Source organism: Candidatus Dedyshia acidiphila (genome assembly GCF_051025295.1).
In the GTDB taxonomy this organism is placed as follows: domain Bacteria; phylum Acidobacteriota; class Terriglobia; order Terriglobales; family Acidobacteriaceae; genus KBS-83.
In genome coordinates this window covers 64,440-79,534 of sequence record NZ_JBMGJV010000009.1, presented here as the reverse complement: position 1 = coordinate 79,534, position 15,095 = coordinate 64,440, and the positions used below count along the sequence as shown (strand labels likewise).

11 protein-coding genes and 1 pseudogene are annotated in these 15,095 nt (G+C 64.8%); 3 read left to right on the top strand and 9 right to left on the bottom strand.

Going from position 1 to position 15,095, the window contains the following annotated elements; genetic code table 11:
- Nucleotides 1-63 precede the first annotated feature (63 nt).
- A complete protein-coding gene (locus tag AC5IJH_RS05940) occupies nucleotides 64-1,146 on the bottom strand; it encodes an energy transducer TonB (protein ID WP_491901885.1) in 1,083 nt (360 codons plus the stop codon).
- Nucleotides 1,147-1,647: 501 nt separating this feature from the next.
- On the opposite strand from AC5IJH_RS05940, the pseudogene galE reads away from it, so the two are divergent.
- Nucleotides 1,648-2,630, top strand: a pseudogene (galE, locus tag AC5IJH_RS05935) (UDP-glucose 4-epimerase GalE).
- Here the strand turns inward: galE and AC5IJH_RS05930 are convergent.
- Both AC5IJH_RS05930 and AC5IJH_RS05925 read right to left on the bottom strand, forming a co-directional pair.
- A complete protein-coding gene (locus AC5IJH_RS05930) occupies nucleotides 2,627-2,803 on the bottom strand; it encodes a hypothetical protein (RefSeq protein WP_491901884.1) in 177 nt (58 codons plus the stop codon). The pseudogene galE and the gene AC5IJH_RS05930 overlap by 4 nt on opposite strands.
- Nucleotides 2,804-2,893: 90 nt before the next feature.
- Nucleotides 2,894-5,482 (bottom strand): DNA translocase FtsK, encoded by a 2,589-nt coding sequence (locus tag AC5IJH_RS05925; RefSeq protein ID WP_491901883.1) that lies wholly within the window; start codon nucleotides 5,480-5,482, stop codon nucleotides 2,894-2,896.
- 148 nt (nucleotides 5,483-5,630) lie between these two features.
- Between AC5IJH_RS05925 and AC5IJH_RS05920 the strand changes: the two genes are divergently transcribed.
- Nucleotides 5,631-6,131, top strand: a complete 501-nt coding sequence (locus tag AC5IJH_RS05920; protein WP_491901882.1) for a nuclear transport factor 2 family protein — start codon at nucleotides 5,631-5,633, stop codon at nucleotides 6,129-6,131.
- A gap of 309 nt (nucleotides 6,132-6,440) precedes the next feature.
- Entirely contained in the window at nucleotides 6,441-7,997 is a 1,557-nt protein-coding gene (locus AC5IJH_RS05915) for a B12-binding domain-containing radical SAM protein (RefSeq protein WP_491901881.1), read from the top strand.
- A 34-nt stretch (nucleotides 7,998-8,031) separates the two neighbouring features.
- Here AC5IJH_RS05915 and AC5IJH_RS05910 read toward each other — a convergent pair whose 3' ends face one another.
- The 6 genes from AC5IJH_RS05910 to AC5IJH_RS05885 all read right to left on the bottom strand — a co-directional run bounded on the left by AC5IJH_RS05910 (nucleotide 8,032) and on the right by AC5IJH_RS05885 (nucleotide 15,094).
- Nucleotides 8,032-8,910, bottom strand: a complete 879-nt coding sequence (locus AC5IJH_RS05910; protein ID WP_491901880.1) for an undecaprenyl-diphosphate phosphatase — start codon at nucleotides 8,908-8,910, stop codon at nucleotides 8,032-8,034.
- A 70-nt stretch (nucleotides 8,911-8,980) separates the two neighbouring features.
- A complete protein-coding gene (locus AC5IJH_RS05905; RefSeq protein ID WP_491901879.1) occupies nucleotides 8,981-9,970 on the bottom strand; it encodes a tetratricopeptide repeat protein in 990 nt (329 codons plus the stop codon).
- A 38-nt stretch (nucleotides 9,971-10,008) separates the two neighbouring features.
- On the bottom strand, nucleotides 10,009-11,394 hold the full coding sequence (locus AC5IJH_RS05900; RefSeq protein ID WP_491901878.1) for an MFS transporter: 1,386 nt from the start codon (nucleotides 11,392-11,394) through the stop codon (nucleotides 10,009-10,011).
- 86 nt (nucleotides 11,395-11,480) lie between these two features.
- Nucleotides 11,481-12,482, bottom strand: coding sequence for a threonine ammonia-lyase (locus tag AC5IJH_RS05895; protein WP_491901877.1), 1,002 nt, complete (start codon nucleotides 12,480-12,482; stop codon nucleotides 11,481-11,483).
- 15 nt (nucleotides 12,483-12,497) lie between these two features.
- Entirely contained in the window at nucleotides 12,498-14,159 is a 1,662-nt protein-coding gene (locus AC5IJH_RS05890; RefSeq protein WP_491901876.1) for a ribonuclease J, read from the bottom strand.
- Between the two features lie 83 nt (nucleotides 14,160-14,242).
- Nucleotides 14,243-15,094: a 2,3,4,5-tetrahydropyridine-2,6-dicarboxylate N-succinyltransferase gene (locus AC5IJH_RS05885; RefSeq protein ID WP_491901875.1), complete on the bottom strand. Its 852-nt coding sequence runs from the start codon at nucleotides 15,092-15,094 to the stop codon at nucleotides 14,243-14,245.
- Nucleotide 15,095 lies beyond the last annotated feature (1 nt).

Here is a 15,095-nt window from a genome sequence, read left to right as displayed (position 1 = left end):
TCCCGGCTCCTAGATCCACTTCGATGAACTTCATTGTTGCAATGCTGTGGGAGAGACAGCCCATTATGCCAACTGGAATGTCACGTGAATAAGTGTCGTGTGATCGACCGGCTGTCCATTCTTCATAGCCGGCTTGAAACGGATGGACTCGGCGACATGCCGCGCCTCTTCATCGAGCCCGTGACCCAGACCGTTGACCACCCGGATAACTTCAACTGAACCATTTGCCAGGAAGCGAACCTGCAGCGTGACCTCACCCTGCACCTTCGCCTGCTCGGCCTCGGACGTGTAGCGTGCCTTCGGCTCGGAGATAACGACCGGGGGCGTGAACGCGGGCTCTGCAGCCTGCGCCACCTGCACACCATGGCCGCCGACAGCACCGCCGCCAAAGCCGGCAGAACCGGCCTGACCCAGACCCTTGCCCGTACCACCAGGCGTGCCACCGATAACACCGTTCGCGAAGCCAGCCGAGGCGACTGCGCCATGACTGGTGCCGCCTGGAACGCCGTTGGTGACGCCGGCACCGAACGCAACACCCTGGACCGTGCCCTTGCGAGCCGCACCTGCGCCGCTGCCAACACCGGGAGCCGCATTCAGGCTGCCGACCGCTGCAATGTTCGCCGCGCGGTTGGCATTCGGGTTCGGTGCAACACCGTGAGGATCACCAAAGCCACCCGTGGTCGGGGCCGGCTTGGTCTGATTGTTGGCCACCAGCGTCGGCTTCGGGCTGTCAAAGCCACCAACCTTCGGAGCGGGGGGCGGAGCCACGGCCTTGGGCGGCGCCGGCGGAATGAAGGGCACCGGCTTCGGCACATCCAGCTTTACCGGGTCCGGCGGACGGATCTCAGGCTTCGGGGGCGTGATGATCTTTGGCGGATCGATCTTCGCCAGCTCGACCTTCGGCGGTGCGATCACCTTTACCTTGGGGATCACCGGCTTCGGCGGCTTGGGCGGTTCCACCGGGAAGAGCAGGGCATCGGCCTGCATCTTCTTCACCACCACCTGGTGGTGTACGGCGCCAATCAACACCAGCAGGATCAGAATAGCGATATTCGTGATCATGCTGACGCCGAAGGAGCCCCAGCGTTTCTGCCCGTCGTCCAAGAGACCAAAGTTCTGAGTTACGGCAATACGATCGGTCGGCATATGTTCCCTACTCGGCTAATGGGTCGTGAAAGCTGTTGTGCACTGGTTGCCCAGAGCACCCCCTGGTTTATCTGTTCGACTGTTCGCCGCTTTTTGTGCGGCTGTATGTCGGTCCCAGTACGAAAGACTTGCCAGGAATCCATCTTCACTCTGGTACGAAAGTACCTCCGAGTGCTTGAAAGATACCTTGGATTCCCAAGGTATTGCAGTACCCCGAAAGTGGTGCCCATCCGCAACAGAGGTGGGGCGCTATTGCACACCGCCGAGATACGATCGCGACGCGTCCGGGAAGGTCTGGAAGGCGCGTGGCGAGGAGGGTCCACGTGCCGGTCAACCCACGGTCGGCTGCCCTCATAATACCGGGGTGAGACGAGCCGGGCCTACCCGTGGTTGCCCTTTGACAATATGTCAACATAGGCATGCGCCCGTTGACCGCGGAGGAACAGGGTTACTTTCGGCCGGGCAGTCGATCTGAAATGCCGTTTTGGGAGGTTAGGCAGAGTGCGCATTCTCGTCACGGGTGGAGCAGGCTATATCGGGGGCACAGTGGCCCTCCAATTGCTAAAGGCTGGTCACACGGTCGTCGTTTACGACAACTTCAGCCATGGGCATCCTGACCTGGTCCCCCGGGTACGGAACTGGTGGAGGGCGATCTCGCCGACCGGGCGCTGCTCGAGCGCGTGCTCCGCGACCAGAAGATTGACGCCGTCATGCACTTCGCTGCGCTGATCGAAGCGGGCGAGAGCATGCGGTTCCCCGAGCGCTTCTTCCGCAACAACACTGCCGCAACCCTCACCCTGCTCGAGGCGATGCAGGCGGTTGGCGTCATGCGGCTGGTCTTCTCCTCGACCGCCGCCGTGTACGGCGAGCCGGTCAGCTCTCCTATAGAAGAGACGGCCGCCCTGAAGCCGACAAACGCCTACGGAGAGAGCAAGTTGCTGGTGGAGCACATGTTGACCTGGCTGAACCGGATCCACGGCCTGCACTACGCCAGCCTGCGCTATTTCAATGTGGCCGGGGCGATCGAAGGCCGGGGCGAGGCGCATGAGCCGGAGTCGCACCTCATCCCGCTCATTCTGGATGTGGCGATGGGCCGGCGATCAGGCATCAAGATCTTCGGCACCGACTACCCCACCCCGGACGGCACCTGCATTCGCGACTACGTGCATGTCGGCGACCTGGCGGAGGCGCACATCCTGGCGCTCGGGGCCCTCGAGACGCGGGACCGGCTGATCTACAACATCGGCAATGGGCAGGGTTTCAGCGTGCGCGAGGTCGTCGAGTCCGTGCGCCGCGTCACGGGCCATGCCATTCCGGTGGTTGAGGAGCCGCGGCGCGCGGGGGATCCGGCCGTGCTGGTGGCCAGTTCACGCCGGATCATGGACGAACTGGGCTGGGCGCCGAAGCATGCCTCGCTGGACGACATCGTGCGCTCGGCCTGGGCGTGGCACCAGAAGCGCTTCGCCCCGACAGCTAGCGCTTAATTGATGCCGGTTCCGCGGCTGTCCGCGTTGGGGGTTGTGCGCTCCCGATTGATGCGGCGATCTGTGCTCGCTGCGCGGTCATGGCTGCGGCTCGTCCAGCGGTTGGCTCCGTAGAACGCAAGCCCCACCACGGCCGCAACAACCAGCAGAACGATACCAAGAATGGCTCCCATAGGTCCCCCTGCACCGTACGAGGCTTCCGGGCAGGGGGCGGGTTGCCGATACGGGCGAATGCGCCTTCACCCGGCAGGCGCATGGCCACCCTAGCGCATGGTCGATTCGATCTCGCTCAGCCAGTCCGGGCTCTTCAGGATCTCGCGCGGCTTCGACCCATCGGCCGGTCCCACGAGGCCATCGCGCTCCATCATGTCGATCAGGTGCGCGGCGCGACCATAGCCGACGCGCAGCCGGCGCTGGATGAGCGAGGTCGATGCCTTGCCGAACTCGAAGACCAGCCGGACTGCATCGTTGAACAACGGGTCGTTGTCGTCCTCGTTGCCGTCTTCGGCATGCAGGTCGCGGCCCTTCTCGTCCTTCGGCGATTCGAGGAACTCTTCGACATAGTTGGCGCCGCCCTGGGCCTTCCAGAAATCGGTCACGGCGGAGATCTCTGCTTCGGTCACGAAGGGCGCATGGACGCGCTGCAGCCGCGATGTGCCTGGCGGCAGGAAGAGCATGTCGCCGCGGCCAAGCAGTGATTCGGCACCGTTGTTGTCGAGAATTGTGCGCGAATCGACCTTCGTGGCGAGCCGGAAGGAGATGCGCGTCGGCACGTTGGCCTTGATCAGGCCGGTGATGACGTCGACAGACGGACGCTGCGTCGCCAGCACGAGGTGAATGCCGACGGCGCGCGCCATCTGCGCCAGGCGGGTGATCGCCTCTTCGACGTTGGCCCGGTCGAGCATCATGAGATCGGCGAGCTCGTCGATGATGATGATGATGTAGGGCAGCGGCTGCTGCTCCTGCGCATCCTCGAACATGCTGGGCGTGCCGTTCTCGAACAGCTTGTTGTACTGGTCAATATTGCGGACCGAGCGCGAGGCCAGCAGCTTGAGCCGGCGCTCCATCTCGCGCACGGCGTTGCGCAGCGCATTGGCGGCGAGTTTGGGCTCGGTAATGATCGGCGTGAACAGGTGCGGGATGCCCTCGTACATGCCGAGTTCGACCCGCTTCGGATCGACCAGGATCATGCGCACCTGTTCTGGTGTCGTCTTGAAGAGCACCGACATGATCATTGCGTTGATCGCGACCGACTTGCCGCTGCCGGTCGAGCCGGCGATCAGCACGTGCGGCATGGTGGCCAGGTCGGCCGTCACGATGCGGCCGTTGATGTCCTTGCCCATGGCAAGCGGCAGCTTCATCTTGGTCTGCGAGAAGGTGGGGTCCTCGACCACGTCGCGCAGCCAGATGGTCTCGCGTGTGGAGTTCGGCACCTGGATGCCGACCGTGCTCTTGCCGGCCATGCGCTCGATCAGGATGCTTTCCGCTGCCATGGCGAGGCAGAGGTCGTCCGCAAGTCCAGTCACGCGCGAGTACTTCACGCCCGCCTCGGGGCGGAACTCGAACGTCGTCACCACCGGGCCGGGATTGATCTGCGTCACGGAGCCGTGTACATCAAACTCGGCGCACTTTTCGACCAGCACCTTCGCCTCTTCACGCAGCTCGTCTTCCCGGATGATCTGCTGGTCTTCCGAGCGATGGAGCAGCGTCGATGGGGGCAGCCGGTAGCCGGAGACTGCGCGGGGCGTCAAGGTGACGGGTTGCGCATCGGCATCGGCGCGCTCGCCGATCGAGATCGAGTCGAAGGACTCGGCGGCCCCGTCTTCTGACGGTGCCTCTGCGCTGGCCGTCTCCTCCCAGCGGTGCCGCTCGATCGCACTGCCGCGCGGCGAGGCAGGCGCGGGCATGCGGATCGGCTCGGGCAGGGGCTCTGGTTCGGGTTCGGGCTCCGGATCGCGCACTGTGGCGCGCGGAATCTGGGTCCACAGTGACGAGGGTGGCTCGGGGTCTTCGAGGTAGGCCGCCTCTTCCGGGCTGGAGGGAGCGGCCGTCTCCGCGAACGAGGCGCGGCGTGCTGAGGGGCGCTCATCCTCCTCGACCTCGCTGGGGCGATGCAGGATCCGCAACCAGCTCAGCTTCGGTTCAGCCGGGGCTGCTGCCGGAGCAGGTTGTGCGCTGCGAGCCGTCGCTGTCCGTGGCTGGCGGCGTGCCATGGCCTTCTCGGCGGCGCGTGCGGCCTTCTGCTTCGCGCGGCGCACCTTCCAGTTCTGCCAGCGGTCGCGCCAGGCGTACAAGAAGGCGAAGCGGACCGCGATCCACTGCCGCAGGTTGCTGAAGGAGAACGCGGTCGTCAGCAGGATCGAGATCATCAGCAAGGTCGCGACCAGCACGCATGTTCCGGGGTAGTTCAGCACGGCGACGGCGGTATCCACGAATAGCCGGCCCACGACGCCTTCAACCGGAATCGCGCCCAGCCAGTGCATGTGTCCGGGCAGCAGGCCCAGGATCGCGGGCAGCGTGAACAGCAGCAGCACGCTGCCACCGACCTTCGACAGCGGCGCCCCGACGGCGCGCGAGCGGATCCAGCTCAGTCCGAGCAGGGCAAGGATGATCGGCAGGCTGAACGCAGCGAAGCCCTCGAACTGCAGCAGCAGATCGCTAACAGTCGCGCCGAAGATGCCGGCCCAGTTCTGTGCCGCATCGTGTGTCACCGTGTTCCACGAGGGATCGGCCGGGCGATAGGAGAGAAGGGAGAGGAGCAGGAGGCCGGCGAGCGCAAGCAGCGCGACTCCGACCAGCTCGTTGAGCCGTCGGTTGCCAGTGGGCGTGAGCGCGATCCTGATGGGCTTCATGGTAGGGACGCAAAGCGGCTGTCGTCCATCCGGGGGATGAACCAGCAGCCGACACGCCAGAGCCTCTTCATTCTCGCAAACCGGGGCGGGCGGGCACGAGCGCACGAAGGTGTGGGAATCCGGGTCGCCATTAAGCCCGGAGTCAGCGGTGAGGTCAGTGGCCGGGTGCCGGGAGCACCGGGGCCAGGGCGGCATAGTACTGCGCGGCAGTCACGCTGAGACCGCCGCAGCGCAGGCGCAGCAGGCCGATGTGCGGGCCACGACGCGGCACTTTCTGGACGCCTACATGCGCGGCGATCGGGCGACGGTATTGCAGGCGGTGGATGACCGCACGGTGCTCTACGGCAGCGATGCGGCCGAGATCTTCCGCGGCAAATCTGGGGTAACCACGATGATGCAGGAGGATGAACAGCTTTGGCGTGGCGGCGCAAGCCTGGGCGAGATGACGGACGTCTCCGTTGTGCAGGAGGGCCGCCTCGGGTCCATCTACTTCAACGCACCATTCTGGCTGGGCGACCGGCCAGCGATGCCCCTGCGCATCGCGATGCTGTGGGAGCGCCGTGGCAAGACCTGGTTGCTGCGCCAGAGCCAGAATGCCGTGGTGACGCAGGGACAGAGCGCAGCGGCACTCCTCGGCGGCACGCACTAAGCCGGATGGAGTGGCGGCTGGACTGCCGATGTCGCTTCAACAAACAGCGAAGACTTTTGGCGAGGTGCACACGGGGGTTCGCCTCCGCGGCCAGAATCGGGAGTACCTCAGGCACTGAGAGAGCTGCCGTGAGATGCTGGGTCGCCATCAACCTGGTAGGAACCGGGGGGCGCGAACGCGTTCGCGCCCCCGGTTCCGCTGCGCACGAGTGAGACCTCATGTGGCCGTATGCTCCTCCCATATGTGGGCCCGGAGCAACGACTTGTGGTCTCTCCGGCATCAGGACGGCATGGAGACAATCCCGCAGACATGCGCGTTCACCTCGTAAACCCCAGCGACAACTCTTTCGGTACAGCAGTGATTACGCCGCGTTGGCTCTTCGTCCTGGCAGCAGCGACCCCGGCTGTTGCCGGCGATCCGGTGCTGGTGGACGAATCGCTTGAACCACTCGACCCGGAGACGATCGCGCCGGGGGACATTGTCGGCATCAGCGTGCACACTGGCAACGCGCTGCGCGGCTACGCGGTCGGTCGCATCGCCCGCGAACGCGGGGCATGGGTGGTGTACGGCGGAATTCACGCCACGCTCTTTCCCGAAGAGGTGTTCGAGAAGGGCGAGGCACACAGCGTAGTCACCGGCGATGGCGACATTGCCTGGGGCCGGGCAGTCGTCGACTGCATGGCTGGTGCGCCGGAGCGGCTGTACGAGGGAGGCCGCATCGGTGGTGAGGACTTCCTGGCGGCGCGCTGGGACCTGATCGATCGCGATAAATACATGTGGGCCTCGGTCCAGACGATCCGCGGTTGCCCAAAACACTGCTCGTTTTGCAGCGTATGGCGGACGGATGGCCAGAAGCCACGGCAGCGACGCTTTGAAAGCGTGATCGACGAGATCGTGGACCTGCGCCGGCGCGGCTTCCGCTTTATCGCGCTTGCCGATGACAATTTCTACCCGGTGACCCTGACCGACCTGCGGCTGGCGCGGGAGCAGAACAATCTGGCGAAGGTCGAAGAACTGACGCGCATTCGCGAAGAGCGCTTCCAGCTCATGGAAGAGCTCGCAAAGCTGCCCAAGGACCTGGTCTTCTTCACCCAGATCACGATGGAGGCGGGCGAGGATGGCGAGTACCTGGACGCCATGCGCAAGGCCAACATCAAGGGCGCGCTGGTGGGTGTCGAGGCGGTTACGCCCGAGGGGCTGAAGGCCGTCTTCAAGGATTGGAACTACTCCGGCGAGGGGCTGGCTGCGCAGTTGCGCACCTTCCGCGAGCACGGCGTGCATGTGCTCGGCTCGTTCATCTTCGGGCTGCCCACCGACCGGCCGGACACGTTCGACGCCACTGCCGAGATGGCGCTCAAGGCAGGCATTACCTTTGCGCAGTTCGTGATGATGACACCCTTCCCGGGAACGGTCGACTTCGGCCGCTGGGAAAAGACGCAGGTGGACAATCCGGCGCATGTGGATGGCGTTCCGCTCACACGCTACTGGCTGATCCCGTCTGCTGTGCGACCAAAGATGTTCACGCCGCACCCCACGATGAGCGCGGAAGAGATCAGCGTGCGCACGCAGAAGGTGTGGGATCGGTTCTATGCGTGGCCGGCGGTGTGGCAACGCTCTGCCTGCACACCGACCCTCAAGGCGCGGGTAGCCTTCATGCTGCTGTCGCGGCTGTACCGGCAGATGTATGCGGGCACGGGCATCTCGACGGACAGTGCGCGCCGCAAGCGGGCAAAGACGTGGGCACGGTTCACGGCGCGGCACATGCGCAAGCTGTTCCACGCGAAGCCGATGCCTGAGCTCTCGTCGCCACGGTGGGCGCCGCGCGGAGACGCTCTACCCAGCGGTCCGTTGCAGATTCTGCGCTAGGCGAGGACGGCTGGGGCCCGGCAGATGTATGCCTCTAGGCCCCGGCCATCACTCGTTTGCCGAGGGTGAACAGTAAGAGCGCGAGCACGATGCGGTAGACGGCGAAGAGCACGAAGCCGTGGCGGCGCACCCAGGTGAGGAACCACTCCACAACTAGCAGTGCGATCACGAACGAGACCACGAAGCCGATGGCGAGCACGATCCAGCCGTGGCCGGTCATCACCAGCGGAGCGATGGCCTCGCTCACGTCTGTGTGCTTGGGGTGGAGTGTGCGCAAGAGGTCGTAGGCCGTGGCGGCAACCATGGTCGGGATCGAGATCAGGAAGCTGAACTCGAGGGCTGCCGAGCGAGTCATGCCGGCGAGCTGGCCCGAGGCGATCGTCGACATCGAACGCGATGTGCCGGGGAACACGGCGGATGTCACCTGGCAGAGACCGATCCAGATCGACTGGCCGAGGGTCATGTGCTCGACCTCTGTCGTGGTCGGCTGCCGCCGTACGCTCCACGCGTCCACCACCCACATGATGATGCCGCCGACCAGCAGAGAGGTCGCCATCAGGTGCAGGCTCTCGAGGTGCTTGCCGATTAGCTTGGTGAGCAGGAAGGCCGGGATGGCCGTGCAGAGGAAGGCAACGGCAGTCAGCGTGAGCGGATGATTCAGCGCCGTTCGATCGCCCGACTGCCCGCGCGGGAAGGTCCGCAGAAATTCCAGGATGCGGCCGATGAAGAGGAAGATCAGCGCGAGAATGGCGCCCAGCTGGATCACGATGGTGTACATCTTCCAGTACGGATCGGCGAGGTTGATGTGCAGCAGAGCCTCGGCGATGCGCAGGTGGGCGGTTGAGCTGACCGGCAGAAACTCTGTCAGCCCCTCGACGATCCCGAGCAGGACCGAAACGATGTAGTCGTTCACCAGGTTTCCTTGCGGTCTGAGTGCGGGTCCGCGGGTGTCACCGAGCGCTATCTGTCACAGCGCATGTGGCTTATGTGCGTTCCGCACCATAGATGGAAATGGACTGCTCCATCAGGTATACCAGAGTAGCTGTACGGGCTGTGTAGTCGCTTTCCGGGTACTTCTGTGCCATGTGTGCGGCGACTGACTTCGCGTGATCGCGTGATTCGCTGGCCTTTTTGTCGTTGCCGTCGGCTGCGTAGATATCGCCGGCCGCCGCGAGGCGGTACACGGTCTCATAGAGCGCGAGCGGCGCCTTGGGCGAGTTCGCGTGCTCGTCGGCGTACTTCTGGTAGAGCTCTGCTTCTTTCTCAGGACACCTGGTCGAGCCCTGCCAATCGCCACATACCTTGTTGTCCAGCATCTCGTACGCGGCAAGGTCCGCCCACTTCGAGCCGGGGAAGCGCTTGATCAGCTTCTTCATCTCGCCGTCGTCGATCTGCTGCCGCAGGTAGGCTTCCTTCTCGTGCGCCGACGGGCGGGAGTAGACGTCGGCCTTTTCGAGCTGCCAGCGGATGTCGGCTGCACGCCACGCGGCTTCGCCCGCATGCGGACCCTGCGGGAACAGTTGCGCATCCCGCGCGTAAAGCAGACGCGCTGCCTGCGCAGCGTCCCGGCTGTTGCGCGCATCGGTCGCCTTGGCTTCCTCAGCCGCCGCTGCGCCGAACAGGACTGCTTCGGCATTCGGCGTATCGGTCGAGACCACGCCCTTGCCCTCGATCCAGCCGGAGAGGGGCGGGGTCGCTGCCTGATCGCCAAACACGGGCGCGTCTTCATTCCGGTTTTGCATCACGTCCGTATTGGCGAAGACGCGCAGCCAGGGGCCGCTGCGGCCGACGATCACCATCTCGCGCCCGGGCATCAGGTAGTCGAGACGCTGCGATTTGGTGTCGGCCTCGACAAACACCGGCGTACTGCGCAGAACGGTTGCGACGGGGCCGGTGGGCTTCTGATCCGCAGCGCGGAGCGGGAGCGCGCCGGGAGCGAGCAGGAGCAGGCAGAGAGCAGTGTGCGGCTTCACGCCTTCAGGATACCGCCGGTGCCGGGTAGTGTGCCGGGTCAGGCAGCGCGCCGATGCTCCCGCTTGCGCACCTCACGCGGCTCCGCCTCAATCGCCTCCAGGCTCTTGCCCTTCGTCTCCGGCAGCAACGCGATGGTGACCAGGGCGCCGAGGATGCTGGCGATGGCCGCAGCCGACTCTGCCCCCAGCAGCCCCTTCCAGTGCAGCAGGTAGGGGAACACGAACACCCCGAGGAAGCCGCCCAGCTTGCCCATGGCCGCTGCGATGCCGTGGCCGGTGGTCCGCACGCGCACGGGAAAGATCTCCGATGGATAAACGAAGGTAGTCGCGTTGGGACCGAACTCGGTGAAGAAATAGCTGAAGCCGTAGATGATCAGGAACGGAGTCGCCATCTTCTCCAGGTTGGGCACCAGTGCGAGCACGGCGAACGCCACGGCCATCATGACGAATCCGAGCACCTGGATCTTCTTGCGCCCCAGCCGGTCCATGAACAAGGCGGACAGGGCATACCCGGGCGCTGCGAATACCGTGAAGATGACGAGTTGTGTGAGTGTCTTCTGCAACAGTGTGTGATCGCTGTTGAGCGCCGACAGCACGAGCGGGCTCGAGACGGTGTTGCCGTAGTACGCGGCGTCCATCAGAAACCAGGCCGCGCTTGCGCCAATCAGGCGGCGCACGAGGCGATCGTCTTCCGCAAGGCGGTGGAATCCATCCCAGAAGGAGACCGAGTGCTGCGCGCTGTCGTAATGCTTCGCGTTCGAGAGCCGGCCCTGCTCGTCCTCTTCCATCGCTGCCGCAGCGAGGAAGCGGGGCGTCTCCTTCAGGTGCCGTCGCTGCCAGTAGACGGCCAGCGCGGGGACCGCGCCGAAGGCGACCAGGATGCGCCAGATCAGGTCATGCGAGAGCGGCGTCAGCAGCAGGGCCGATGCGAAGAGCGGTCCCAGGATGAGGCCCGCCGCCTGCATCGCGAAGACGAGGGTGACCAGCATGCCGCGCGAGGACTTGCCCGCGTACTCGCTCATGATGGTGGCGGATACAGGGTAGTCGCCACCGATCCCGATGCCGAGAATGAAGCGAAGGCCGATCAGCCACCATATGTTCGGCGAGAAGGCGCAGCCAATCGCTCCGGCGGCGAGCACCAGCACCTCGACGCCGTAGATGCGTTTGCGGCCGAGCATGTCCGCGACACGGCCGAACAGCAGTGCACCGATCGCCGAGGCCAGCAGCGCGGTGGACTCGACCAGACTCTCCTCGAGTTTGCCGACATGCCACATCGGCTTCAGCAGCGACATGACGACGCCGATGATGAACAGGTCATAGGCGTCGGTGAAGAAGCCCATGCCGGAGATGAACATGATCTTCCAGTGCTGCTTCGAGACCTTAGCGTTGTCCAGCTCGGTGAAGTCGTGTGTAGCCATCCCCATGCGAATCCCCTCCTGCTTCAGTTAGGGAGATGCCTAGCCCGCAGCGGCACATCGTAAGAAGACGGTGAATAGAGCGCCGCTCGGGGTCAGTCGTTGGCACGACTTGCGCAGAGCACGCGCAGGAGCGTCGCCGGTTCTGCATTGCCACCGCTGACGATGGCGACCGCGGTCCGATGTGCGGGCAGGCGGTCTCGACGATAGAAGAGCGCGGCTGGTGCGACAGCGCCGCTTGGCTCGGCAATCAGGCGCGCATCGAAGGCGATGCGGCGCATCGCAGCTTCGATTTCCCGCTCCGTGACCGTAACGATCGCGTCCACGTACTCGCGGAGGTGACGATAGTTGCGTTCGCCGACGCTCTGCGTGCGCAGTCCGTCCGCGAGTGTGCGGCTGGTCTGCTCGGCGGTGAACTGCACGATCTGGCCACGCTGCAGGCTCTCGGCCGCATCGCTAGCCAGTTCGGGCTCGACGCCGATGACGCGGCACTCCGGCCGTTGCTGACGAATGGCTGCGGCTACGCCGCTCAGCAGGCCGCCGCCGCCAACGGGCGCGAGCACCAGGTCAACGTCTGGGCAATCTTCGAGGATCTCAAGCCCGCACGTGCCCTGGCCGGCGATGATGGCCGGGTCGTCATAGGGCGGGATGATGGTGTAGCCATGCTGGGCGGCCAGCGCCTCTGCGCGCAGCCGGCGTTCGCTGCTGGCCGGGCCGACCGTGACGATCTCCGCGCCCAGAGCAGCAGTGGCCCGACGCTTGATCTCCGGCGCATTCGACGGCATCACGATGACGGCTGGGATACCGAATGCGCGCGCCGCATAGGCGACGCCCTGGGCGTGGTTGCCGCTCGAGTAGGTGATGACACCGCGGCTTCGATCTGCTTCCGAGAGGGATGCGACGGCGTTCATCGCGCCGCGCAGCTTGAAGCTGCCGATCGGCTGCAGGCTTTCGGCCTTCAGATAGGCCACAGTATCGGTGACACTTGCGAGACGGACCAGCGGGGTGTGCAGCACGGCCCCGCCCAGGCGCTCGCGCGCCTGGCGAAACTCTGCCGGGCTGACGAACTCAGCAGCGAGGGCGCTCGTGTCCGGCATACCGTGCTTTTCCGATCAGATCTCGAGAACGACCGGCATGATGAACGGCCGGCCCGAGCTCTGCTTCTGGATGTATCGCTTCAGGTCGACCCGGATCTTCTCCTTGATCAGCACCTGATCGGCACGCTCTTCGGCGCTCGATTCCTCGAGTGTCTTGCCGACTATGGCCTTGGCCTGCTCGCCCAGTTCCACGCGCCCGGCGACGAAGCCGCGCGTCACGAACTCGGGGACACCCTCGACACGGCCAGTCAGCTTGTTGATCGTGATGATCGCGATCACCAGGCCGTCCTCGCTAAGGTGCCGGCGATCGCGGATGACGATGTCCTCGACCACATTGCCGGAGGCGCCGGAGTCTAGCAGCACGCGGCCCGCGTGCACCTTCCCGTTCTTCACGGCGGTGTTGCGGTCCAGTTCGAGCACGTCACCGTCTTCGAGCAGGTAGGCGTTGTCGGAGATACCGAGATCCATCGCGAGCCGCGCATGCCGCTGCAAGTGTCGGAAGTCGCCGTGCACCGGGATAAAGAACTTGGGCCGGATGAGATTGATCATCAGCCGCAGCTCTTCCTGACTGCCGTGGCCGCTGACGTGGATCAGGCCGGACTGGCCATCGTCATAGATCACGTTGGCCTCGCGGCGGCAGAGGTGATCGATGACGCGGTAGATGCTCTTCTCGTTGCCGGGAATGACGCGCGAGCTGAGCAGGACCGTGTCTCCGCGCTCGATCTTGGCGTGCTTGTGACTGTCCACGGCTGCGCGTGAGAGCGCCGACATCGGCTCGCCCTGCGTACCGCTGATCAGGACGCAAACCTCTTCAGGCGCGAGGTCCTTGATCTGGCCCGGGTGGATGATCAGGCTCTGCGGAATGTCGATATAGCCGAGGTCCTGCGCGATCTCGGACGACTCGAGCATCGAGCGGCCCACGATCGCGACCTTGCGCCCATGCTTCTGCGCCAGCTCAAGCGCGATGCGCATGCGGTAGATGGACGACGAGAAGCAGGAGAAGAACAACCGCCGCTGCGTGCGCGAGAAGATCTCTTCGAGCCGGGGCCGGACGGCCCACTCGCTGGGCGTGTAGCCGGCACGATCGACGTTGGTCGAGTCCTGCAGCAACGCCAGCACGCCGCGCTTGCCGTACTCGGCAAAGCTGGCCAGGTCGAACGCTTCACCATCCGGCGGCGAGAGATCCACTTTGAAGTCGCCGGTGTGGACGATGACGCCAACCGGCGTCTCGATCGCAAGAGCCACGCAATCGACAAGGCTGTGAGTGACGCGCAGCGGCTCGATCGTGAAGGGCCCGAGCTGGAACTTGCGCCGCGGCTCGATCTCGATCAACTCCGCATCGTCGAGCAGCTTGTGCTCTTCGAGCTTGCCCTCGACGTAAGCGAGCGTGAACTCGGTGGCGTAGACCGGGACGCGCAGTTCGCGCAGCAGCCAGGGCAGTCCGCCGATGTGATCCTCGTGCCCATGCGTCAGCACGATGCCGCGGACGCGGGCGCGGTTCTCGACCAGGTAGGTGATATCGGGCACCACGATGTCGACGCCGAGCAGATCGCTCTCCGGAAACATTAGGCCGGCATCGATGACGAAGATGTCTTCGTCGTAGCGGATGGCCATGCAGTTCATACCGAACTCGCCGAGTCCGCCGATAGGGATAATTTGCAGCTTGCCTTTAGACATGAATAGAAAATGCTAGCAGGTACGGCACCGCAGACAAAGGAACTTGGTGCGGAAGGCCGCGAGTCGCCTTCGTTGGATGCAGATCAGCGCAGCAGGTCTTCGAGGGTCGCGCTCAGGTCGGTCTTCTCATCGCGGTACTTCACGATGACCGGCGCATAGAGGCTGAGACCCCATTCCTGGGCCCGTCCGCGCGTGATCGCACGCGAGCCGGGCACGACCACGGCAGCCTCAGGGATCACCAGCGGGGCGCCCTGTTCTGCCTTGTGCATGGTGCCGTTCACGATGTCATACACCGGCGTGCCCCTGGTCAGGATGGTCCCGGGCGCCAGCACGGCCCGCCGTTTCACGACCGTGCCCTCGTACACCCCGCAGTTGCCCCCCACGAGGACATCGTCTTCGATGATGACCGGGTTAGCGTTGACTGGCTCGAGCACGCCGCCGATCTGTGCTGCCGCGCTCAGGTGCACGCGCTTGCCGATCTGGGCGCAACTGCCCACCAAGGCGTGCGAATCGACCAGCGTGCCCTCGTCCACGTAGGCTCCCACGTTGACGTACATGGGTGGCATGCAGATGACGCCGCGGGCCAGATAGGCGCCTTCCCGCACGGATGAGCCCCCAACGACGACGCGGATGCCCTGCTCCGGCGTAAAGGTGCGCGCGGGGAAGGTGCCCTTGTCCACGAACGAGAGGTCGTGATTGCCGAAGCTGGCGAGCTGGCCAAGGCGAAAGCCGAGCAGGATGCCGCGCTTCACCCAGGCGTTCACGGTCCAGCCCAGGGCCGAGCCGGCGTCGGGCTCCGCAGCGCGGATAGTTCCGTTGTTCAGGGCATCACGCAGTTCGTGGAAGGATTGGTGCGCGGCCATGTCGCTGATGGCGTCAGCGCTGGCGGCGAAGTGGCGCTCGATCTCTGCCTGGAGCGGGTGCGGTGCGTGCATG